The sequence below is a fragment of the Streptomyces sp. NPDC002156 genome (assembly GCF_053593675.1).
Window position 1 is genome coordinate 12911 of record NZ_JBSFDA010000083.1, and the last position, 20662, is coordinate 33572.

Here is a 20662-nt window from a genome sequence, read left to right on the forward strand (position 1 = left end):
TCATCGCCGACAGAAATGCCAGCAGCAGCATCGAGGGACCGCAAGGACAACCGTGGACGGCTGCGCCGGCTGGGCGAGTGGTGTGCCCGGCACTTCGTGATCGTCATCGTGGCCTGGCTGGTGGTGCTCGCCGCGCTCCAGGTACTCAACCGTTCCTTCGGCGGCGACTACTCCGACAACTTCTCGCTGTCCGGGGTCCAGTCGCAGGAGGGCCTGGACGTACTGAAGAAGCACGATCCGGCGGCCGGCGGCTACGGCAGCCAGATCGTGCTGCGGGACACGTCCAAACCGCTGACCTCCTACTCCTCACAGATGTCCCAGACGGTCACCGACCTGCAGAAACTCCCGCACGTCCTGTCCGTCCAGAACCCGCTGCCGCCGCCGGGATCACAGCCCACCACCAGCAAGCAGACCGTCGGCCCGCTCTCCAGTGACGCGAAGACCGGCTACATCACCATCCGTTTCGACGTCCAGCCCTCCACCCTCCAGGACGACTACCTCGACGGTGTCGACAAGTCGGTGCAGTCGCTGCGGTCGGCCGGAGTGCAGGTCGAGTACGGCGGTCCGCTGGGCGAGCTGGCCAGGCCCGCAGCCGACGACCGGGTCAGCGAGCTGATCGGGTTCGCGGTGGCGATCGTCGTCCTGCTGGTCGGCTTCGGCAGCGTGCTGGCCGCAGGCCTCCCCCTGCTGACCGCGCTGATCAGCGTGATCGGGGGCCTCGCCTGCCTCGGGCTGCTCGCCTCGGCGTTCACCTTCGCCACGGTCTCCCCCACGCTGGCCACGATGATCGGCCTCGGCGTGGGCATCGACTACGCGCTGTTCCTGATCACCCGGCACCGGCAGAACCTGATGAACGGCGACGATCCGGTACGGGCGGCAGGGCGGGCCAACGCCACCAGCGGGCGGGCCGTCCTGGTCTCCGGGTGCACGGTGATCGTCGCGCTGGCCGGGCTGTCCGTCTCCGGGGTGTCCTTCATCGGCCTGCTGGGCGTGGCCGCCGCCGTGACGGTGGTCTCCGCGGTCGCGGGCGCCCTCACGCTGGTCCCGGCGCTGCTGGGGCTCATCGGCCGCCGTATCGACCGCTACCAGGTACGGCGCCCGATCGCCGAGGCCGCCACCGACGACGCCGAGGGACACGGCACCTGGCACCGCTACGCGCAGCGCGTCGAGCGGCGCCCCTGGTGGTTCCTGGCCGGCGGGGTCGTGACCGTCCTCGTGCTGGCGATCCCGGTGCTGTCCATCCAGCTCGGCCACATCGGGGACGGCGCCGACCCGAAGTCGTTCACGGACCGGCGGGCGTACGACATCATGGCGCAGTCGTTCGGGCCCGGCTCCAACGGCCCGCTGACGATCGTCATCGACCAGACGAAGGTGCCCTCCGACCAGCGCTCCGACCTCGCCTCGAAGGCGGGCAAGGCGCTGACGGACGTACCGGGCGCCGCGACCGCCACCCCGCTCACGGCGACGAAGGACGGGGACGTCCTGGTCGGCACGGTCTACTCCAAGGAGTCGCCGCAGAGCGAGACCACCACCGACCTGACGAACCGCCTCGTCGACACGACCCTGCCCGAGGCCGTCTCCGGAACGGCGGCGCACGGCTACGTCACCGGCACGACCGCCGCCCAGGTCGACTTCCGCGACATCGTCGCGAGCCGCCTCCCGCTGATCATCGGCGTGGTCGTCGCCCTCGCCTTCCTGATCATCCTGACCGTCTTCCGGGGCCTGCTGGTGGCGCTGAAAGCAGCCGCGCTCAACGTCCTGTCGATCGCGGCCTCGTACGGCGTCGTCGTGGCCGTCTTCCAGTGGGGCTGGGGCGGGCCCGCGCTGGGTGTGAACGGCAAGGTGCCCATCGAGAGCTATGTGCCGATGATGATGTTCGCGATCATCTTCGGGCTCAGCATGGACTACGAGATCTTCCTGCTCTCCCGAGTCCACGAGGCCTGGCTGCGCACCGGCAACGCAAAGGCCTCCGTGGCCCACGCCCTGGAGATCACCGCCCGGGTGATCACCTGCGCCGCCCTGATCATGGTGAGCGTCTTCGCCGCGTTCATCGTCAGCGACAACGTCGTGGTGAAGATGCTCGGCCTGGGGCTCGCCGTGAGTGTGCTGATCGACGCGACGGTCGTACGTCTGCTGCTGGTGCCGGCGGTCATGACGCTGCTGGGCAGACACGCCTGGTGGACGCCCGGCTGGCTCGACCGGATGCTGCCGCACGTGGACCCGGAGGGCGGGGAAGGCGACTGAGGCACCCCCTGGACTGAACAGAGCGGTGCCCGGGCTCCGAAGGGAACCCGGGCACCGGATCGTCAGGTCACCTGATCGTCAGATCCCGTCCGGGTCCGCCCTGTTGAGCGACGGCTTCGGCGACGGGCCCGCCGTCAGCAGGTAGTCCGCGGCCGAGGTGTCCGTCACCAGGCTGGTGACCAGCCCGGAACGCAGCACCGCGTCGATCGCCGGGGCCTTGCGCTGCCCGCCCGCGATGGCGACGACCTCGGGGACCCGGCGCAGCTGGTCGGTCTTGACCGTGATGCACCGCTCCCCCAGGTCCCGCCCGACCCGACGCCCGTCGGCGTCGAAGAGGTGCGCGGACATCTCGGCGGCGACACCGAGAGACGCGTAGTGGCCGCGTTCCTCGTCGCTGAGCATGTCGTGCACCGTCGAGATACCGGCCTCCCAGGAGCCGATGGAGACACACGCGACCGTGACCTTGTCGAAGTACTCGAAGGCCCGGGCGATCCCGGTCTGGCTGCGCAGCGCGGCGGCGGTGGCCGCATCGGGCAGCAGCATCGGGGCGTAGATGGGGTGGGCGTCCCCGCCGGACACCTGGGCGGCACGGCGGACCGCCTCGACGGAGCCGCGCTCGGCGGTTCCGGCGTCGTACACACCCGTCAGCTGCACCACCGTGCAGGGCGGCAGCCGGTCGAGCGCCGCCGCCATGTGGATGGTGGACCGGCCCCAGGCGAGGCCGAGCACATCGCCTTCGTTCACCAGTTCGCCGAGCAGATCGGCGGCCACTTCACCGAGGTTCTCGGGATCGGGCGACTCCTCGGCATCCGCCGGGGACTCGACGACGACCGCGTGCCTGAGGCCGTACCGGGCGCGCAACGCGTCCGAGCGCTCGGCGTCCAGTTCGGCGGGGACACGGATCTCGATCCGCACCAGATCCCGTTCGAGAGCGGTCTCCAGGACCCGGGCCACCTTGAAGCGGCTGACGCCGAACTCCTCGGCGATCTGGATCTTGGACTTGCCCTCTAGGTAGAAGCGGCGGGCCATGGCCGCCGCCTGCACCAGCTCAGCGGGTCCCATCCGCATGGCTGACCGGCCCGCCGACATACCCGACACGGCGATCTCCTCACTGCTCTTCACATCGCTGCTGTTCACATTCTGGATTCGCCGTTCATCCTGTCAGATCCCGAGTACTTGATCTGCCCAGAAGTACGTCGTTCACGTTCCCTTGGCTCAGTGGTCGCACGCCCAGCTCGCACCGGCGGTCGCCGTCTGTGCCTGGGTGCGTAGTGCACGTACCGCCTCGGCCGGGTCCGCGGCGCCGTATACGGCCGATCCGGCGACGAAGACGTCCGCGCCGGCCTCGGCGCAGCGCTCGATGGTGGAGGCGGCGACGCCCCCGTCCACCTGGAGCCACAGCTCAAGGCCGTGCTTGCTGATCAACTCGCGGGTGCGGCGAATCTTGGGGAGCATGATGTCGAGGAACGCCTGGCCGCCGAAACCCGGCTCGACCGTCATGATCAGCAGCATGTCGAGTTCGGGGAGCAGGTCCTCGTACGGCTCGATCGGGGTAGCGGGCTTGAGGGCCATGGAGGCCCGGGCACCCTTGGCCCGGATCTCACGGGCGAGCCGTACCGGAGCGGCGGCGGCCTCGACATGGAAGGTGACGGAACCCGCCCCCGCTTCCACGTACTGCGGCGCCCATCGATCGGGGTCCTCGATCATCAGGTGGCAGTCCAGCGGAGTGTCCGTCGCCCGCGCCAGGGACTCTACGACCGGCACACCGAGCGTGAGGTTCGGTACGAAATGGTTGTCCATCACATCGACATGAAGCCAGTCGGCGCCTTCTACGGCCCTCGCCTCGTCGGCGAGTCGGGCGAAGTCGGCGGACAGGATACTTGGGTTGATCTGCGCGGCCATGCCCCAAGCCTGCCATGCCCTCCGGGGGTTGTGCGGTTGGGTCCGTCGTGGGATGGGTTGAGTGTAGTCCGCGGGTCGGTTGTGGCTTGTCGCGCAGTTCCCCGCGCCCCTAGGCAAACACAGCTGAGGTTGCGATGAATCGGAACCGTGGGATCGCTTATCTCGTTTGTGGGCGGCGGGCCAAGTGGCTCGTGTTGGTGTTGTGGCTCGTGGTGCTGTTTCTGACCGCGCCCTTTGCTCAGAAGCTCACCGATGCCCAAGACAATGACGCTGCTTCGTGGCTGCCTGGGTCTGCGGAGTCCACCCAGGTCTTGCATCTCTCCGAGGATTTCAGGCCGGAGCAAATTCCTGCGGTTGTCGTGTACGCGCGGGATAGCGGGCTTACGGCGGCGGATCGGGCTCGGATCGTCGAGGCCAAGGCGGAGATCGAGACGCTGCGGGACCATGGCATCCGGGGTGCGGAGACGCGGGGGCCGGTGTACGACCGGGCCGTCGATCCGCGGGCCGCGCAGATCTACGTACCCATCACGATGGACGAGAAGGGCTGGGAGCGGATCGCGCCCGCCGTCGACTCCATCCGGGACGCCGCCGGTGCGGGTGCGGCGGGGCTGGCCGTGCACATCACGGGGCCCGGCGGTACGTCGGCGGACTTCTCGGAGGCCTTCGAGGGCATCGACTCGACACTTCTGCTCTCGGCGATGGCCGTGGTCATCGTCATGCTCCTGCTCACCTATCGGAGCCCGACCCTGCTGCTGGTGCCACTGCTGGGCGTGGTTGTGGCCCTGTTCACCGCGCAGGCACTCATCTACTTCCTCGCCGAGCACGCGGGCCTGACGGTGAACGGCCAGAGCGCCGGCATTCTGACCGTGCTGGTGTTCGGCGCGGGGACGGACTACGCCCTGCTCCTGGTCGCCCGTTACCGGGAGGAACTGCGCCGGCACGAGGACCGTCACGAGGCGATGGCGCTTGCCCTGCACCGCGCGGGCCCGGCCGTCATCGCGTCCGGCGCTACGGTCGTATTGAGCATGCTGGTGCTGCTGGCCGCCGAGATGAACTCGACGAGCGGCCTGGGCCCGGTGGCGGCGATCGGGGTGGCGGTGGCCCTGCTGGTCATGATCACGCTCTTCCCCGCGCTGCTGGTGATCTGCGGCCGCTGGATCTTCTGGCCGGTGATCCCGCACAACAACTCGCCCGATCCCACCGAACGCGGCGTGTGGGCCCGGATAGGCCGGAGCATCACCCCTCGCCCGCGCATGGTCTGGGGTGTCACGACGGCGGCGCTGATCGCCTGCTCGTTCGGCCTGATGCAGCTGCGCGCCGAGGGCCTGAGCAACGCCGACGCGTTCACCGACAAGCCGGACTCGATCGTCGGCCAGGAGGTGTCCGCGCAGTACTTCCCGGCGGGCAGCGGCGACCCGCTCGTCATCATCAGCAACCAGGAACAGGCCCGGCAGGTCGGCCAGGCGGTCGCCGAGACACGCGGGGTGGTGCCCACCTCTCTCGGCCTGCCGGAGGGCACGAAGCCCGCCTTCGAGGGCAAGGTGCTGTTCGAGGCCACGATGACCGCCCCTGCGGACAGCGAGGCCGCGAAGCAGACCGTGGAGCGGGTCCGGGACGCCGTGCACGCGGTGCCGGACGCGGACGCCCAGGTGGGCGGCGGTACGGCGGCCCTGCTGGACATGGACAAGGCGACCACGCACGACAACATCCTGATCATCCCGCTGGTCCTGGTGGTGGTCCTGCTGATCCTCTGCGCCCTGCTGCGGGCCCTGATCGCCCCACTGCTGCTGATCGGCACGGTGGTGCTGTCCTTCGCGGCGGCGCTGGGCATCAGCGCGCTCGCCTTCCGTCACCTGTTCGACTACGCGGGCGAGTCGACGGACTTCCCGCTGTTCGTCTTCGTGTTCCTGGTGGCGCTGGGCATCGACTACAACATCTTCCTGACCACCCGTATCCGCGAGGAGGCGGCCCGCCAGGGCACCCGCAAGGGCGTGGTGACAGGCCTGTCGACGACGGGCGCGGTCATCACCTCGGCGGGCCTGGTCCTGGCCGGCACGTTCGCGGCCCTGGGCACACTGCCCATGGTGGCCTTCGCGGAGATCGGCTTCGCGGTGGCCCTGGGCGTGGTCCTGGACACGTTCGTGGTCCGGTCGGTGCTGGTCCCGGCCCTCTTCCTGGACGTGGGCCCGAAGGTGTGGTGGCCCCACCGGCTGGCCCACGAGGACGGCGCACCGACGGCACCGGATTCCGCTGTGGAGTCACAAGCCGACCGATCTTGACCTGATGTCTGACTTGACTCTTCAAGCCATCAAGCACGAGAAGGAAACGTCCATGCATCGGCGATCTTCGTCCATGGTGGGCCGGACCCGACCGGCTGAAGCTGGGGCCAGAGCGAGGGCCGAAGGGTGGTTCCTCGCCCTTCGACACGCGTTCGAGACCCAGGAGTAGGCCATGGCAGACATCACTCGCAGGGGACTGATCGGCGCCGCGGCGGTCGGCGTTCCCGCGCTCGCCGTCCCCGCGCTCGCCACTCCGGCGGCGGCCACGTCACCCACGTCGTCGGGCGGCTGGAGCCGGTTCCAGCTGGAGCTGGCGAACACGAAGGACTTCCACATCGCGGACTTCGTCGCCTGGAACAACAAGGACATGGACATGCAGCGGCACTACCACGCCGCCGATGTCGTCGTGGAGTGGGGCGGGGTGCGCACCGATGGCGTCGAGCCGCACATCGAGGCCATGCACCAGTTCCAGGTGGAGGCCCCCGACGCCCTCGTCGTCACCCACCGGCCCAATGTGGCGCGGGGCGACTGGACGGCCACCATCGGCGGCATCCCCAGCATGGGGGTCCGGATGGCGACCGTCGCGCAGTGGCGGGGCGGCCAGATCGTCCGCGAGATCCTCTTCATGCGGGAGCTGTCCGCCGAGGAGACACCCCGGCCCGCCGCGCGCCCCTCACTCACCCTCACCAACCCCGACGACGAGGGTCTCCGCCGCGCCGCCGGCGTGTACCCGGGCTGGAGCTGCGCCGTCCACGGCACCGCCCTCGGCGGGCGGACGGTCACCTTCGCCAGGCGGGACAGGGGTCTGGTCGTCGAGCAGTACGTCTTCGCGGAGTGAGCCCCGTCGGCACCGGGGCGTGGCGCCGTACCGTGGTCGTACCGTCGGCCACCGCGGCCGACGGCCGATCGCAGGAGCGTCCCGTCTTGACCGCCGAGTCGCAGTCCGCCGTATCCTCAGTGCCCGCCGTACCCGCCGTGCCTTCGCACAGCCGCAACAGCCGTTCCGGCCGTCACGTCCGCCAACTGCCGGTCGACCACATGCCGGTGACCCATCCGACGCTCCACGTGACGCAGTTCGAGAACGCCAGCTTCGTCTGCACGGCGTGTCCGGTCCCCAGCCCGCATCGGCACGCGTTCCACGAGCTGATCTGGACGGAGAGCGGAACCGGCCATCATCTCCTGGACGGCGAGCGCGCGGTCGTCGGCCCGAACACGGTGATGCTCGTCGAACGCGGCCAGATCCACCACTTCGAGCAGGGGCGGAACCTGTCCGGCGCGATCGTCTGCTTCGGCGACGAGCTGCTGCACGACGGACCGGCCTCCTCCGCGAACCTGAAGTGGCTGTTCACGGGGAGCGCCGTCCCGGCCATCGAGGTACCCGCGGAAGACGCCGCACGCGTCGGCGCCGTGATCCACGCACTCGCCGAGGAGACCCGACGGCCCACGGACACCCGCAGCGCCGACGTGCACCGCCATCTCCTGTTGTCCCTGCTCCTGTGGGTCGAGCGCTGGCACGAGCACGACCGGCCGCAGGAGCACGGGCAGGACGAGTCCGACGTCGTGTTCCACCGGCGCTTCCGGAAGGTGCTCGAACGCGACTTCACACGGCATCACGAAGTCGGCCACTACGCCGACGAGTTGGGGGTCACACCCGGCGCGCTGTGGCGCACGCTGTCACGCGCCACGGGCAGCCCGCCAAGGGTGCTGATCACCGAGCGGGTGATGCTGGAGGCCGCACGCCTGCTGCGCTTCACCGAGCTGACCGTCGGCGAGATCGCCGCCCGGATCGGCGTCAACGACCCGCTCTATCTGTCCCGCGCCTTCAAACGCCACTACGGCGAATCACCCCTCGCCTACCGCGAACGGCTCCCCCGGTAGCCCCGCCCGGCCGGGTCACCCGGTCCGGCGGACGATCGCCAGATACATGGCGTCGGTCCCGTGCAGATGCGGCCACAGCTGTACGTCGGGACCGTCGCCGAGGTCGGTCACGCCCTCCAACAGGGGCCGGGCGTCGAGGAGGTCGGCGTGCTGGTGCTGCTTGAGCACGTCGTCGACGACGGCCCGGGTCTCGGCGAGGTGCGGTGAGCAGGTGGCGTAGCCGACGATCCCGCCGACTCGGACCGACTCCAGCGCGGTGGTGAGCAGCGCGCGCTGGAGCGGCGCGAAGCCGTCCAGGTCCTCGGGCCGCCGACGCCAGCGCGCCTCGGGCCGTCTGCGCAGCGCCCCGAGCCCGGTGCACGGCACGTCCATCAGCACCCGGTCGAAACTGCCGGCCCGCCACGGCGGCCGGGTCCCGTCCCCGACGACGACCTGGTACGGCCCGGGATTGCCGGCCAGCGCCTTCGCGACCAGCCCGGCCCGGTGCGGCTGCTTCTCGGAGGCGAGCAGCAGCGCGCCCCGGTCGGCGGCGAGAGCGGCGAGCAGCGCGGCCTTGCCGCCCGGCCCGGCACACCCGTCGAGCCAGGCACGGTCGGGCCCGTCGATCGGAGCATTGGCCAGGGCAAGTGCGACGAGCTGACTGCCCTCGTCCTGCACGCCCGCACGCCCGTCCCGTACGGCGTCGATGGCCCCGGGTTCCCCGCCCTCGGCGAGCCGCACGGCGTACGGCGACCAGCGCCCCGGCACCGCGGCCTCCTCGCGGAGCAGCTCCTCGGTGGTGGACCGCCCGGGCCTGGCGACCAGGGTGACCTCGGGCCGCTCGTTGTCGGCGGCGAGCAGTTCCTCGATCCCGGCGCGGCCACCGCCCAGGGAGTCCCACAGGGCGGAGACGACCCACCGGGGATGCGAGTGCACGACGGCCAGGTGGTCTTCGGGATCCTCGTCGTAGGGCGGCGCGACCCGCTCGATCCAGCCGTCGAGATCGTGCTGGGCGACCTTCCTCAGCACGGCGTTCACGAACTTGGCCCGCCCGTCGCCGAGCACGACCCGGGCCAGCTCGACGGAGGCGGACACGGCGGCGTGCGTCGGGATCCGCGTCCCGAGCAGCTGATGCACACCGAGGCTCAGTACATCGAGCACCGGCGGATCGACCTCGCGCAGAGGCCGGTCGACACACTCGCTGATGACGGCGTCGTACGTCCCCTGCCGGCGCAGCGTCCCGTACACCAGCTCGGTCGCGAGAGCCGCGTCCCGCCCGTCGAAGTCCCCCTTCGCCCGGGCCGCCCGCAGCAGCGGCGGCAGCACCAGGTTGGCGTACGCGTCCCGCTCGTCGACGGCCCTGAGCGCCTCGAAGGCGAGGATGCGGACGGGGTCCTTCTTGGGCCGACGGTAGGGCTTGCCGGGCTTCTGGGGCCGACGGGGCTGCTCGCTCACGAAAAGGTGCTCCGGATATGGGAAAGGGTGCGGTTTTCCAGCGTACGTCGTGCGGGGCGGACCCGATTCTCGCGATACCGCGCGGGAACAGGGCCGCAAGAACGGCTCAGGCGCCGCCGAGCACCTCGCCGTCGGCGATCCGCACGCCGCGTGCCCAGTCGGCGGCGCGCATCGGCTTCTTTCCCTGGGCCTGCACCCACAGCAGCTCGACGGCGTACGACCCGGTACCGACGTACACGTTGTTCTTGCCGACGGAGAGCACACCGGGCGCGAGATCCGTGCGGTCGGGCACGGGCGTGACGTGGATGAGCTTGAGCCGCTCGCCCCGGAACACCGTCCAGGCACCGGGCGCGGGAGTGCATCCGCGCACGATCCGGTCGGCCCGGAGGGCGGGCACGGACCAGTCGACATGGGCGTCCTCGACGGTGATCTTCGGCGCGAGGGTGATGCCGTCGGCGGGCTGCGGTACGGCCTTCAGCGTGCCGTCCTCGATACCGTCCATGGTCGCGGCCAGCAGCCCGGAGCCGGCGAAGGCGAGCCTCGTCAGCAGGTCGCCGCTGGTGTCGGTGGGCCGGATCGTCTCGGTCACGGTGCCGTAGACGGGGCCGGAGTCGAGGCCCTCCTCGATGAGGAAGGTGGAGGCTCCGGTGATCTCGTCGCCGGCCATGATCGAGTGCTGTACGGGCGCGGCACCACGCCAGGCGGGCAGCAGCGAGAAGTGCAGGTTGACCCAGCCGTGGGCGGGGATGTCGAGGGCGACGCGGGGCAGCAGGGCGCCGTACGCGACGACGGGACAGCAGTCGGGCTCGATCTCCGTCAAGCGCGCGAGGAACGCCTCGTCCCGCGGCTTGACGGGCTTCAGCACCTCGATCCCGGCCTCCTCGGCCCGCTGGGCCACGGGACTGGCGACCAGCCTCCGGCCCCGCCCGGCGGGAGCGTCGGGCCGGGTGACGACGGCGACCACTTCATGCCGTTCCGACCCGATCAGGGCATCCAGGGCGGGAACGGCGACCTCAGGGGTACCAGCGAAGACGAGCTTCATGGGTGGGCGGGGGCCTCTCGGACGGGGGTCGTGCGTGCAGCGCACCAGTCTATGACCGCACGGCGTCAAGCCCTGGGGGGCGTACGCATATGCCCCTACGCCCCCGCAGCGTGACCACTCACGCAAAATCGCGTTGGTCAAGAAAGAGTTGACCAAAACGGGCCGCACACCGCGCGGCCCTTCCTTTTCAACGCCGGTTCGAGAGGCTTGTTCATGGCCGACCACGCAACCCACGACGCCCAGGCTCGGGCCAGCCTGCACTTGCTGGTGCGGGACATCGAGCGGGTCCGCCGGCAGGTGGACGCACTGCGCACCCTCACCGCCCAGTTGGGCAATGTCTACCGCCCGCGCCGCTCCGGCCCCTCCACGGGCTTCGTCGTCTACGGACGCGCCCCCGCCCCGACCGTCCGCCTCGCCCAGGAGCTGCGGGACAGCGTCGAAACCCTGGTCACGGCCGCCGTGGACTTCGACCGCTCACTCGGCTTCTCGTGGGACGCGGTGGGCTCCGCGCTCGGGGTCACCAAGCAGGCCGTCCACCGCCGTTACGGCGCCCGCCGCGCAGCCGCCCAGGCAGCGGCGGACGCCGAACGCGCCACGGAGACCTCGGGCACCCGCACGGTGGGCGTCGCCACGGTCACCGGTGTAGGCACAGCCCTCCCCACGGTCCCGACGGTCCCCGCGGCCCGCTCGATGCCGACCCAGCCGACAGCAGGCAGCCCAACCCTGCGCGACGAGGTACGCCCGACAGCTTTCCCGGGCCCCCGAAACGGCTGACCCGAACCACCACCCCACCCCCTGCCGCTGCCCTCCCGACCGCACCCGGGAGGGCAGCGGCATGCGGGAGCCAGGCCACCCTGACCGACCCTCACCTCACCCCGGGTCACGGGGGAACCGCACGCCTTTCAGGACGCGAAGACCTGCGCTTCGAAACGCCGCAACCGCACGCCTTTCAGGGACGCGGGGAACTGCGCTTCCTTCGAAACACCGGAACCGCACGTCTTTCAGGGGCGCGGGGAACTGCGCGACAAGCCCCCACCGGCCCGCAGCCAAAGAACCCAAAGAACCCACCCCTCACCCGATATCAGGCGGATCAATCCGCACCCACACGCTCTCCTCCCCACCCCGCCCCGCCCGAGCCATCCGCGCGGCCTGAGCCGCCTTCAGGGCGCCCGCCAGGGCAGCCCCGCTACCCGGCGGCACCCGGACCAGCGCCCGCTCCCACTCCTCCCCGGGGGGCGGCGCCCCCACCCGCCGCGGTCGGCCAACCGCAGTCACCGGCAACGGCACCGGCCCCAGCACCTCGGCGTCACCCGGCAGTTCGGCGGCAGCCAGGAAGCCCGCGACGGCCTCCGCCGTCCCGGACACGGACGCCATCCGGGACACCGGCGGAAACCCCAGCTCTGCACGCTCCGCCAGCTCCCGCACCGCATGCCCCACGGGGTCCCACCGCACCAGCGCCTGCACAGGCCGCAAGGTGGGCTCGGCAACCACGACGACCGTCCCCCCGGGCGCCCCCTCCCCCCGCACCCCCTGCCCCCGCACGAGCGCCGCCGCAGCCATCCACCGCCGCAGTGCATCCTCCCCGGCCCGCAGATCGGGCCGCCCGAGCATCGCCCAGCCGTCCAGCAGCAGGGCCGCCGCATACCCGCCCTCGGCGACCGGCTCCGCGCCGGGCGTGCTGACGACGAGCGCCGGCGCCCCCGGCACCGTGTCCAGCACGTGCTCACGCCCGGACGTCCGCACCGGCACAGCCGGAAACGCCCGCCCCAGCTCCTCGGCGGTCCGCCGCGCGCCCACGATCTGCGCCCGCAGCCGGAACCCGCCGCACTCCGGACAGTGCCAGCCGGTCTCCTCCCGCCCGCACCACACGCACCACGGCGCCCCGGCGTCCCGCGCCTCCATCGGCCCGGCGCAGTGCCGGCACCGAGCGGGTTCCCGACACCGGGCGCAAGCCAGCCTCGGTACGTATCCCCGCCGCGGCACCTGCACCAGCACCGGCCCGTGCTTCAGCCCGTCCCGCACGACCTGCCAGGCGAGGGTAGGCAGCCGTGCGGCCCGGGCGGCCTCGTCCCGGGCGAGATCCCCGTCCCCCACGGTCCGCACGAGCGGAGCGGCCCCCCTCACCTGCTCGCGCGCAGCGACCAGCGGCCGGGCCCAGCCGCTCTCGACGAGCTGCGCGGCCTCCACCGTGCAGCTCCAACTCCCGAGCAGAAAGGCGCACTTGTCCTGCGCGGCCCGCAGCAACAGCACCTCACGCGCATGCGGCTGCGGGGCGTGCGGCTCACTGTGGCTGTCGTCCCCGTCGTCCCAGATCGCGACGAGCCCCAGATCCCGGACCGGCGCGAACATGGCGGCCCGGGTCCCCACCACGGCCCGTACGGCCCCCCGCCGCACGGCCAGCCACTCCCGGTACCGCTTCTCCGGCCCGGCGTCCGCGGTGAGCACGGCGTGCCGTCCCTCCCCCAACAGGGCGGTCAGCGCAGCGTCGACCCGCGCGACGGCACGCCCGTCCGGCACGACGACGAGCGCCCCGCGCCCGGAGGCGAGAGTCGCGCCGACCGCCCGCGCCAGCTCCCCGCTCCACTCCGGCCCGGGCAGCGCGTTCCACACCGCACGCGGCGCACCCCCGGAGGCGAGCGCCTCAAGAAACGCGCCCCCGCGGTCGTACCGCCCCCAGGACCCGGCATCCGGCACCCCACCCACGGGCAGAGCCTCCGGAGAGGACGCCTTCTCGGCCCGGGCGTTCCTCGGCGGTACGGCCAGTTGCAGCACATCGGCGAGGCTCCCCGCGTACCGGTCGGCGACGGCCCGGGCAAGCGAAAGCAATTCCTCACTCAGCACCACCTCGGACGACACGACCTGCGCCAGCGCGGCCAGCGGCCCGGAGTAGTCGGACTCAGCAAGCCTCTCGACGAGAAACCCGTCGATGAGCCCCCCACCCTCACGCCGCCCGTCCCGCACCCGATGCCGCCCGGCCCCGAACCGGACCCGCACCCGCACCCCGGGCTGTGCCTCGGCGTCCAGTTCCTCGGGCACGGCATAGTCGAAGTACCGGTCGAGATGCAGCACACCCTTGTCGACCAGCACCCGAGCGACGGGCAGCTCCTTGGCCAGCGCGGCCCCCCGCCAGGTCCGCGGCTTGGCCCGCGGCGCCTTGGCCTGCCGCACACTCTCCCGAATCAACGCAAGCTGCTCGGGCGGCGCCCCCTCGGCACCCCGGGCCTCGTCCGCCCCACCGCTCCCCTGCCCGTTCTCGCTGCTCACGCTTGCATTTTTACCAAACGCCACTGACAACGGGCGGCGCCCGAACTCCCGAGATCAAGTCGGCAGCGGCACGAAATTCCAGAATCACCGCACGTCCAAGGGACGCACTCCACCGAAGCAACCGCGGCCTGCGCACCGGGAGATCGCCACCTTACGAACCCGGAACCCACCCCCGCCATCCATTTCCCGGCACGCCGAAGCCCGGCGCCCCTCAACAGGACGCCGGGCCTCGACAAACAGTCGGTCGCTACAAGCTCTACAGGCCGACAGCCTTCCGCAGCGCCTCCACCCGGTCCGTCCGCTCCCACGTGAAGTCGGGCAGCTCACGGCCGAAGTGGCCGTACGCCGCCGTCTGGGCGTAGATCGGGCGGAGCAGGTCGAGGTCGCGGATGATCGCGGCCGGGCGCAGGTCGAAGACCGTCGTGATCGCGGCCTCGATCTTCTCGGCGTCGACCTTGGCCGTACCGAAGGTCTCCACGAACAGGCCCACCGGCTCGGCCTTGCCAATCGCGTACGCGACCTGGACCTCGCAGCGCGAGGCAAGGCCGGCGGCGACGACGTTCTTCGCGACCCAGCGCATCGCGTAGGCGGCGGAACGGTCGACCTTGGACGGGTCCTTGCCGGAGAAGGCACCGCCGCCGTGGCGGGCCATGCCGCCGTACGTGTCGATGATGATCTTGCGGCCGGTGAGGCCCGCGTCGCCCATCGGGCCGCCGATCTCGAACCGGCCGGTGGGGTTGACCAGCAGACGGTAGCCCTCGGTCTCCAGCTTGATGCCGTCGTCGAGAAGCGCCTTCAGCTCCACCTCGACCACGAACTCGCGGATGTCGGGGGCGAGGAGGGAGTCCAGGTCGATGTCGCTCGCGTGCTGCGAGGAGACGACGACGGTGTCCAGCCGGACCGCCTTGTCGCCGTCGTACTCGATGGTGACCTGGGTCTTGCCGTCGGGGCGCAGGTACGGGATCGTCCCGTTCTTGCGGACCTCGGACAGGCGGCGCGAGAGACGGTGCGCGAGGTGGATCGGGAGCGGCATCAGCTCCGGGGTCTCGTCGGTCGCGTAGCCGAACATGAGGCCCTGGTCGCCGGCGCCCTGCTTGTCGAGTTCGTCCTCGTCACCCTCGACCCGCTGCTCGTACGCCGTGTCGACGCCCTGCGCGATGTCCGGCGACTGCGAGCCGATCGACACGGACACACCGCAGGAGGCGCCGTCGAAGCCCTTCTTCGAGGAGTCGTAGCCGATCTCCAGGATCTTGTCGCGCACCAGTTGCGGGATGGGCGCGTAGGCCTTGGTGGTGACCTCGCCGGCCACATGCACCAGGCCTGTGGTGATCAGCGTCTCGACGGCGACGCGGGACGTGGGGTCTTCGCGCAGAAGCGCGTCGAGAATGGTGTCGCTGATCTGGTCAGCGATCTTGTCGGGGTGACCTTCGGTCACGGACTCCGAGGTGAAAAGGCGACGGGACACAACGCTCCCTGAGGTTGCAGCGGCTGCTGGCTGATCATTGGCGGACGGCTCGGGAGCTGCGCCCGGTGCCGTCCAAGAACAGTTTATCGGTCGCACTCGGCCAACGGCCCCTCCGTCTCGCCTCTCGGAAGCGCTGTGACCTGCGGCACGGGCATTCTGCCCAATCATGAGGGCTGAACGCCAGGGCCGCCACGCCCCGAAGTACGAGGTGGGAAGGGCAGTCGAGGGGATACGGACGGATACGGAGGGACACGAGAGCTCTGTGCGATCCGCCGCCGCCCGAATGAACCATTCACTTCAGGCGGACGGCAACCAGGTCCCACACGATCTCGGCCAATGCCTCCTTCGGCCCGTGCGGCACGGGGGTCTCGCTGCCGTCGGCGCCCAGTACTACGGCCTCGTTCTCCTCGGAACCGAAGGTCCGGCGCTCCCCCACCTCGTTCACGACCAGCAGGTCGCATCCCTTGCGCCGCAGCTTCGTACGGCCGTTGGCGAGGACGTCGTCCGTCTCGGCCGCGAAGCCGACGACCACCTGGCCGGCTCTGGCGCGGTCGGCCGAGATCTCCGCGAGAATGTCCGGATTCCGGACGAGGGCGACGGGTTCCGGGTCCGCGCCGTCCTTCTTCTTGATCTTGCCTGTCGCGTAGACCGCCGGTCGGAAGTCGGCGACCGCCGCGGCCATCACCACCGCGTCGGCGTCCGCGGCCGCCTTCAGCACGGCCTCGCGCAGCTGGACGGCCGTCCCCACGGGTACGACGTCCACGCCGGCCGGGTCCGGCAGGCCGGTGTTCGCGGCGATCAGGGTGACCCGGGCGCCCCGGGCGGCTGCCGTACGGGCGAGGGCGTACCCCTGTTTGCCGGAGGAGCGGTTGCCGAGGAAGCGGACGGGGTCGAGGGGCTCGCGGGTGCCACCGGCGCTGACGACGACGTGCCGGCCGACCAGGTCGGGTTCCGTCACACCACGGGCCAGCACACGGCGGCAGACCTCGAAGATCTCGGCCGGGTCGGGCAGCCGCCCCTTGCCCGTGTCGACGCCGGTGAGACGCCCGACGGCGGGTTCGATGACGAGGGCGCCGCGGCGGCGCAGTGTCGCCACGTTCTCCTGGGTGGCCGGGTGCTCCCACATCTCCGTGTGCATGGCGGGGGCGAAGACGACGGGACACCGGGCGGTGAGGAGGGTGTTGGTCAGCAGGTCGTCGGCGAGGCCGTGGGCCGCCTTCGCAAGCATGTCGGCCGTCGCCGGGGCCACGATCACCAGGTCCGCCTGCTGGCCGATGCGGACGTGCGGAACCTCCTGGACGTCGTCCCAGACCTCCGTCGAGACGGGGTGGCCGGAGAGCGCGGACCAGGTGGCGGCGCCGACGAAGTGCAGGGCCGAGGCGGTGGGCACGACCCTGACGTCATGGCCCGACTCCGTCAGCCTCCGCAGCAGCTCACAGGCCTTGTACGCGGCGATGCCGCCGCTGACCCCCAGTACGACCTTCGGCTTGCCCACCGGGCCTCCCCTGACTCGATACGCGGCTCGATACTCGACCCGACACCCGACTCGGTACGCGTCTATGACACACCACAGGCCCGACAGTCGCGCTGTCGGGCCTGTGGATAAAACAACCGAAAGTTGAAAATACTACTGCGCGGGGCCCTCAACGGCCTCGGACGTCAGCAGACCCGCGTTGATCTCACGCAGGGCGATCGAGAGCGGCTTCTCGTGGACGTGGGTGTCGACGAGCGGACCGACGTACTCAAGGAGGCCCTCGCCGAGCTGCGAGTAGTACGCGTTGATCTGGCGGGCACGCTTGGCCGCGTAGATCACCAGGCTGTACTTCGAGTCGGTGGCTTCGAGGAGCTCGTCGATCGGAGGGTTGATGATGCCCTCGGGCGTGGAGATGGAAGAGGACACGCTCTGCCTTCCGAAAGGTGGGATGGGATCGGAAACGATCACACAACTTCCATCAAGGCTAGCAGCTCGCGCGCTACATCCTCGACGGAGGTGTTGACCAGGGTCTCGTCGAACTCGGGCTCGGCAGCCAGTTCGATCTTGGCCGCGTCCAGGCGGCGCTCGATCACCTCGGGCAGTTCGGTGCCCCGCCCGGTCAGTCTGCGCACCAGCTCCTCCCAGGAGGGCGGAGCCAGGAACACCAACAGGGCGTCAGCCATGGACTCGCGGACCTGCCGGGCGCCCTGGAGGTCGATCTCCAGGAGGACCGACTCGCCGGACTCCAGCCGCTCCAGCACGGCCGCACGCGGCGTGCCGTAGCGGTTGCCGGCGAATTCGGCCCACTCCAGGAGTTCGCCGTTGGCGATCAGCTTGTCCATCTCCTCGTCGGTGACGAAGAAGTAGTGGACGCCGTGCTTCTCGCCGGGGCGTGGCTTTCGGGTCGTCGCCGACACCGAGAGCCAGACCTCGGGGTGTGCCTTGCGCATATGGGCGACGACCGTGCTCTTGCCGACCCCCGAAGGGCCGGAGAGCACGGTCAGCCGCGGACGTACGTCCGGGGGCTCGGGGGTCGTCCCCCGGAATGTTGCAGCCATGCGGCGATTATTCCAGGAATCCCGGGGTGCCAGGACTCAGGAGCCGGTGCTGCCGAACTCGCGCTCCAGGGAGGCGATCTGGTTGGACCCGAGGCCACGCACTCGGCGGCTCTCGGAGATACCGAGTCGCTCCATGATCTGCTTGGCGCGGACCTTGCCCACGCCCGGGAGCGATTCGAGCAGGGCGGAGACCTTCATCTTGCCGATGACGTCGTTCTCCTGGCCCTGCTTGATGACCTCGTGAAGGGAGGCGCCGGAGTGCTTGAGTCGATTCTTGACCTCGGCCCGCTCCCGGCGAGCCGCGGCGGCCTTTTCGAGCGCGGCTGCGCGCTGTTCAGGGGTAAGGGGCGGAAGAGCCACGCCTACGTCACCTCGGATGTCGAACTGTCGGATACGGACCGGTGAGGAACCTAGTCGCCCCTCACCTGGTGAGCTACGAACAACACACTTGCTCGTTGGCTCTGGTCGGAGACTAGCGGCCAAGGCCGCCAGAGTCAGCGAGAACAGCGGAAAAGTCCTGGTCAGCCTTCGGCAGGTCGGATATTTCAGGCATACTGCCCCTGATTTGAGAAAGTATTCAGTCTCAAGGCGACCCGGAGTCACTCATCGGAGGACTCCGCCGAACTGTGCGAATGCTCAGGTGGCGGCCACTGCGGCCCGGATCTCGTCGGCGAACCGGTCCGACGCGTCCCGCAGAGCGACGAGTTCGGGACCGTGACGCAGAACACCTCGGCTGATGTTCGGAACCACGTTGCGCAGGGCAGCCCCGAACACCCCGGGAAGGTCGGCCGGGGTCGCTCCCTGGGCACCGACTCCGGGCGCGAGGAGAGGTCCGTTGATGTCGAGGTCGTAGGACGAGAGGTCACCGAGCGTGGCCCCGACGACTGCCCCGAAGGACCCCATGGGCCGCTCCCCCGCGTTCTCCGCGGCGAGGTACGCCAGCATGGTCGCGCCGACGTTCAGCCCGTCCTCGCGGACGGCGTGCTGCACCTGACCGCCCTCGGGGTTGGAGGTCAGCGCCAGCACGAACAGGCCCGCGCCGCTCTCCCGCGCGAGCTCGACCGCCGGCTTCAGCGAGCCGTAGCCGAGATACGGCGACACGGTGAGCGCGTCCGAGAACAGCGGGGCGCCCTTCTCCAGGAAGGCGGCGGCGTACGCGGCCATGGTGGAGCCGATGTCACCGCGCTTGGCGTCCATCACGACCAGGGCGCCGGCCTCCCGCGCCTCCTGGACCGTCTTCTCCAGTACGGCGATCCCGCGCGACCCGAACCGCTCGAAGAACGCGCTCTGCGGCTTGAGCACCGCGACCCGGCCGGCCAGCGCCTCGACGACGGTGCGGCTGAACCGCTCCAGACCGGCGACGTCGTCGTTCAGCCCCCAGTCGAGGAGCAGCGAGGAGTGCGGGTCGATGCCGACGCAGAGCGGGCCGCGCTCGTCCATGGCGCGGCGCAGCCGGGCGCCGAAGGGTTCCAGGACTGTCATGCCGTCTTCTTCCTTGTGTCGGCGCCGACCGCGTCGGCGAGCGTGGCATACGGGCTCGTACGGAGGCGGGCGGCGAGCCCCTTGTGGATGGTGCGGCCCCAGAAGGGGCCCTCGTAGACGAACGCGCTGTAGCCCTGTACGAGGGTGGCACCGGCGAGGATGCGCTGCCAGGCGTCCTCGGCGTTCTCGATGCCGCCGACGCCCACCAGGGTGATCCGGTCGCCCACGCGCGCGTAGAGGCGGCGCAGCACCTCCAGGGAGCGTGCCTTCAGGGGTGCGCCGGACAGGCCGCCGGCCTCCTTCACCAGGGTGGGGTCGGAGGTCAGACCGAGTCCCTCGCGCGCGATGGTGGTGTTCGTGGCGATGATCCCGTCCAGGCCCAGTTCGACGGCGAGGTCGGCGACGGCGTCCACGTCCTCGTCGGCGAGGTCGGGCGCGATCTTCACCAGCAGCGGGACCCGGCGCGAGGTCACCGTGCGGTCGGCGGCCTCGCGGACGGCGCTGAGCAGCGGGCGCAGCGCCTCAGTGGCCTGGAGGTTGCGCAGCCCGGGCGTGTTGGGCGAGCTGACGTTGACGACGAGGTAGTCGGCGTACTCGGCGAGCCGCTCGGTCGACTTCACGTAGTCGGCGACGGCCTCGCCCTCGGGGACGACCTTGGTCTTGCCGATGTTGACGCCGACGACGGTCCGGAAGACCGCCTCACGGGTCGCCAGACGGGCCGCCACGGCCAGCGAACCCTCGTTGTTGAACCCCATGCGGTTGATGAGCGCGCGGTCCGGCACAAGGCGGAACAGCCGCTTCTTGGGGTTGCCTGGCTGCGGCTCGCCGGTGACGGTGCCGATCTCGACGTGGTCGAAGCCGAGCATCGACATCCCGTCGATCGCGACCGCGTTCTTGTCGAAGCCGGCCGCGAGCCCGAAGGGGCCGTGCATCCGCAGCCCGAAGGCCTCGGTGCGCAGTTCCTCGTACCGGGGCGCGAGGGCGGCGGCGACGACGGTCCGCAGGACGGGGACGCGGGCGGCGAGGCGGATCCAGCGGAAGGCGAGGTAGTGGGCCTCTTCGGGGTCCATCCGGGTGAAGACCAGACGGAAGAAAAGCTTGTACATGATGGTGTCCCTCATGAACCTCATGAAGAGGGGG

17 protein-coding genes and 1 pseudogene are annotated in these 20662 nt (G+C 70.6%); 6 read left to right on the top strand and 12 right to left on the bottom strand.

Translation table 11 applies throughout. The features are described 5' to 3' along the window. Window positions 1–15: 15 nt before the first annotated feature. A pseudogene (locus tag ACWCRB_RS29100) lies at window positions 16–1167 on the top strand (MMPL family transporter); the annotation flags it as partial. A gap of 141 nt (window positions 1168–1308) precedes the next feature. Beyond that, window positions 1309–2244, top strand: a complete 936-nt coding sequence (locus tag ACWCRB_RS29105; protein WP_450998889.1) for an MMPL family transporter — start codon at window positions 1309–1311, stop codon at window positions 2242–2244. Between the two features lie 78 nt (window positions 2245–2322). Here ACWCRB_RS29105 and ACWCRB_RS29110 read toward each other — a convergent pair whose 3' ends face one another. Further along, complete coding sequence (locus ACWCRB_RS29110; protein WP_105975490.1) at window positions 2323–3366, bottom strand: sugar-binding transcriptional regulator; 1044 nt, start codon at window positions 3364–3366, stop codon at window positions 2323–2325. Window positions 3367–3459: 93 nt separating this feature from the next. Continuing rightward, window positions 3460–4146, bottom strand: coding sequence for a ribulose-phosphate 3-epimerase (gene rpe, locus ACWCRB_RS29115; protein WP_450998865.1), 687 nt, complete (start codon window positions 4144–4146; stop codon window positions 3460–3462). A gap of 134 nt (window positions 4147–4280) precedes the next feature. On the opposite strand from rpe, the gene ACWCRB_RS29120 reads away from it, so the two are divergent. The 3 genes from ACWCRB_RS29120 (at window position 4281) to ACWCRB_RS29130 (ending at window position 8303) form a co-directional block, all read left to right on the top strand. Further along, complete coding sequence (locus tag ACWCRB_RS29120) at window positions 4281–6425, top strand: MMPL family transporter (RefSeq protein ID WP_450998866.1); 2145 nt, start codon at window positions 4281–4283, stop codon at window positions 6423–6425. A gap of 172 nt (window positions 6426–6597) precedes the next feature. After that, window positions 6598–7263: a hypothetical protein gene (locus tag ACWCRB_RS29125; RefSeq protein WP_450998867.1), complete on the top strand. Its 666-nt coding sequence runs from the start codon at window positions 6598–6600 to the stop codon at window positions 7261–7263. Window positions 7264–7400: 137 nt separating this feature from the next. Further along, complete coding sequence (locus ACWCRB_RS29130; protein ID WP_450998868.1) at window positions 7401–8303, top strand: AraC family transcriptional regulator; 903 nt, start codon at window positions 7401–7403, stop codon at window positions 8301–8303. Window positions 8304–8318: 15 nt separating this feature from the next. Here the strand turns inward: ACWCRB_RS29130 and ACWCRB_RS29135 are convergent, their stop codons facing one another. Continuing rightward, on the bottom strand, window positions 8319–9737 hold the full coding sequence (locus ACWCRB_RS29135) for an RsmB/NOP family class I SAM-dependent RNA methyltransferase (protein WP_450998869.1): 1419 nt from the start codon (window positions 9735–9737) through the stop codon (window positions 8319–8321). Window positions 9738–9843: 106 nt separating this feature from the next. Further along, a complete protein-coding gene (gene fmt / locus ACWCRB_RS29140) occupies window positions 9844–10779 on the bottom strand; it encodes a methionyl-tRNA formyltransferase (RefSeq protein ID WP_450998870.1) in 936 nt (311 codons plus the stop codon). Between the two features lie 213 nt (window positions 10780–10992). Here fmt and ACWCRB_RS29145 point away from each other — a divergent pair, with 213 nt between their 5' ends. After that, window positions 10993–11553: a hypothetical protein gene (locus ACWCRB_RS29145; RefSeq protein ID WP_450998871.1), complete on the top strand. Its 561-nt coding sequence runs from the start codon at window positions 10993–10995 to the stop codon at window positions 11551–11553. 297 nt (window positions 11554–11850) lie between these two features. Here the strand turns inward: ACWCRB_RS29145 and ACWCRB_RS29150 are convergent, their stop codons facing one another. From ACWCRB_RS29150 to ACWCRB_RS29185, 8 genes are all read right to left on the bottom strand, one after another. Then, window positions 11851–14043 (bottom strand): primosomal protein N', encoded by a 2193-nt coding sequence (locus tag ACWCRB_RS29150; protein WP_450998872.1) that lies wholly within the window; start codon window positions 14041–14043, stop codon window positions 11851–11853. 256 nt (window positions 14044–14299) lie between these two features. After that, entirely contained in the window at window positions 14300–15508 is a 1209-nt protein-coding gene (gene metK / locus ACWCRB_RS29155) for a methionine adenosyltransferase (protein WP_450998873.1), read from the bottom strand. A gap of 292 nt (window positions 15509–15800) precedes the next feature. Further along, on the bottom strand, window positions 15801–17003 hold the full coding sequence (gene coaBC / locus ACWCRB_RS29160) for a bifunctional phosphopantothenoylcysteine decarboxylase/phosphopantothenate--cysteine ligase CoaBC (RefSeq protein ID WP_450998874.1): 1203 nt from the start codon (window positions 17001–17003) through the stop codon (window positions 15801–15803). 132 nt (window positions 17004–17135) lie between these two features. Beyond that, entirely contained in the window at window positions 17136–17408 is a 273-nt protein-coding gene (rpoZ, locus tag ACWCRB_RS29165) for a DNA-directed RNA polymerase subunit omega (protein ID WP_006382157.1), read from the bottom strand. 38 nt (window positions 17409–17446) lie between these two features. Beyond that, a complete protein-coding gene (gmk, locus tag ACWCRB_RS29170) occupies window positions 17447–18040 on the bottom strand; it encodes a guanylate kinase (protein ID WP_450998875.1) in 594 nt (197 codons plus the stop codon). Between the two features lie 36 nt (window positions 18041–18076). Next, a complete protein-coding gene (locus tag ACWCRB_RS29175; protein WP_003977346.1) occupies window positions 18077–18400 on the bottom strand; it encodes an integration host factor in 324 nt (107 codons plus the stop codon). Window positions 18401–18676: 276 nt separating this feature from the next. Further along, window positions 18677–19522 (bottom strand): orotidine-5'-phosphate decarboxylase, encoded by an 846-nt coding sequence (gene pyrF, locus ACWCRB_RS29180; RefSeq protein ID WP_450998876.1) that lies wholly within the window; start codon window positions 19520–19522, stop codon window positions 18677–18679. Beyond that, window positions 19519–20628 carry a quinone-dependent dihydroorotate dehydrogenase gene (locus ACWCRB_RS29185; RefSeq protein WP_450998877.1) on the bottom strand — a complete coding sequence of 370 codons (1110 nt, stop codon included), beginning with the start codon at window positions 20626–20628 and terminating at the stop codon, window positions 19519–19521. The genes pyrF and ACWCRB_RS29185 overlap by 4 nt, the downstream gene beginning before the upstream one ends. Between the last annotated feature and the right edge of the window lie 34 nt (window positions 20629–20662).

Bases quoted from the DNA above. Each gene is read 5' to 3' on its own strand.
- ACWCRB_RS29145 (WP_450998871.1), top strand. From the start codon at position 10,993: ATGGCCGACCACGCAACCCACGACGCCCAGGCTCGGGCCAGCCTGCAC.
- gmk (WP_450998875.1), bottom strand. From the start codon at position 18,040: ATGGCTGCAACATTCCGGGGGACGACCCCCGAGCCCCCGGACGTACGT.
- ACWCRB_RS29120 (WP_450998866.1), top strand. From the start codon at position 4,281: ATGAATCGGAACCGTGGGATCGCTTATCTCGTTTGTGGGCGGCGGGCC.
- fmt (WP_450998870.1), bottom strand. From the start codon at position 10,779: ATGAAGCTCGTCTTCGCTGGTACCCCTGAGGTCGCCGTTCCCGCCCTG.
- pyrF (WP_450998876.1), bottom strand. From the start codon at position 19,522: ATGACAGTCCTGGAACCCTTCGGCGCCCGGCTGCGCCGCGCCATGGAC.
- ACWCRB_RS29125 (WP_450998867.1), top strand. From the start codon at position 6,598: ATGGCAGACATCACTCGCAGGGGACTGATCGGCGCCGCGGCGGTCGGC.
- ACWCRB_RS29185 (WP_450998877.1), bottom strand. From the start codon at position 20,628: ATGTACAAGCTTTTCTTCCGTCTGGTCTTCACCCGGATGGACCCCGAA.
- rpe (WP_450998865.1), bottom strand. From the start codon at position 4,146: ATGGCCGCGCAGATCAACCCAAGTATCCTGTCCGCCGACTTCGCCCGA.
- ACWCRB_RS29105 (WP_450998889.1), top strand. From the start codon at position 1,309: ATGGCGCAGTCGTTCGGGCCCGGCTCCAACGGCCCGCTGACGATCGTC.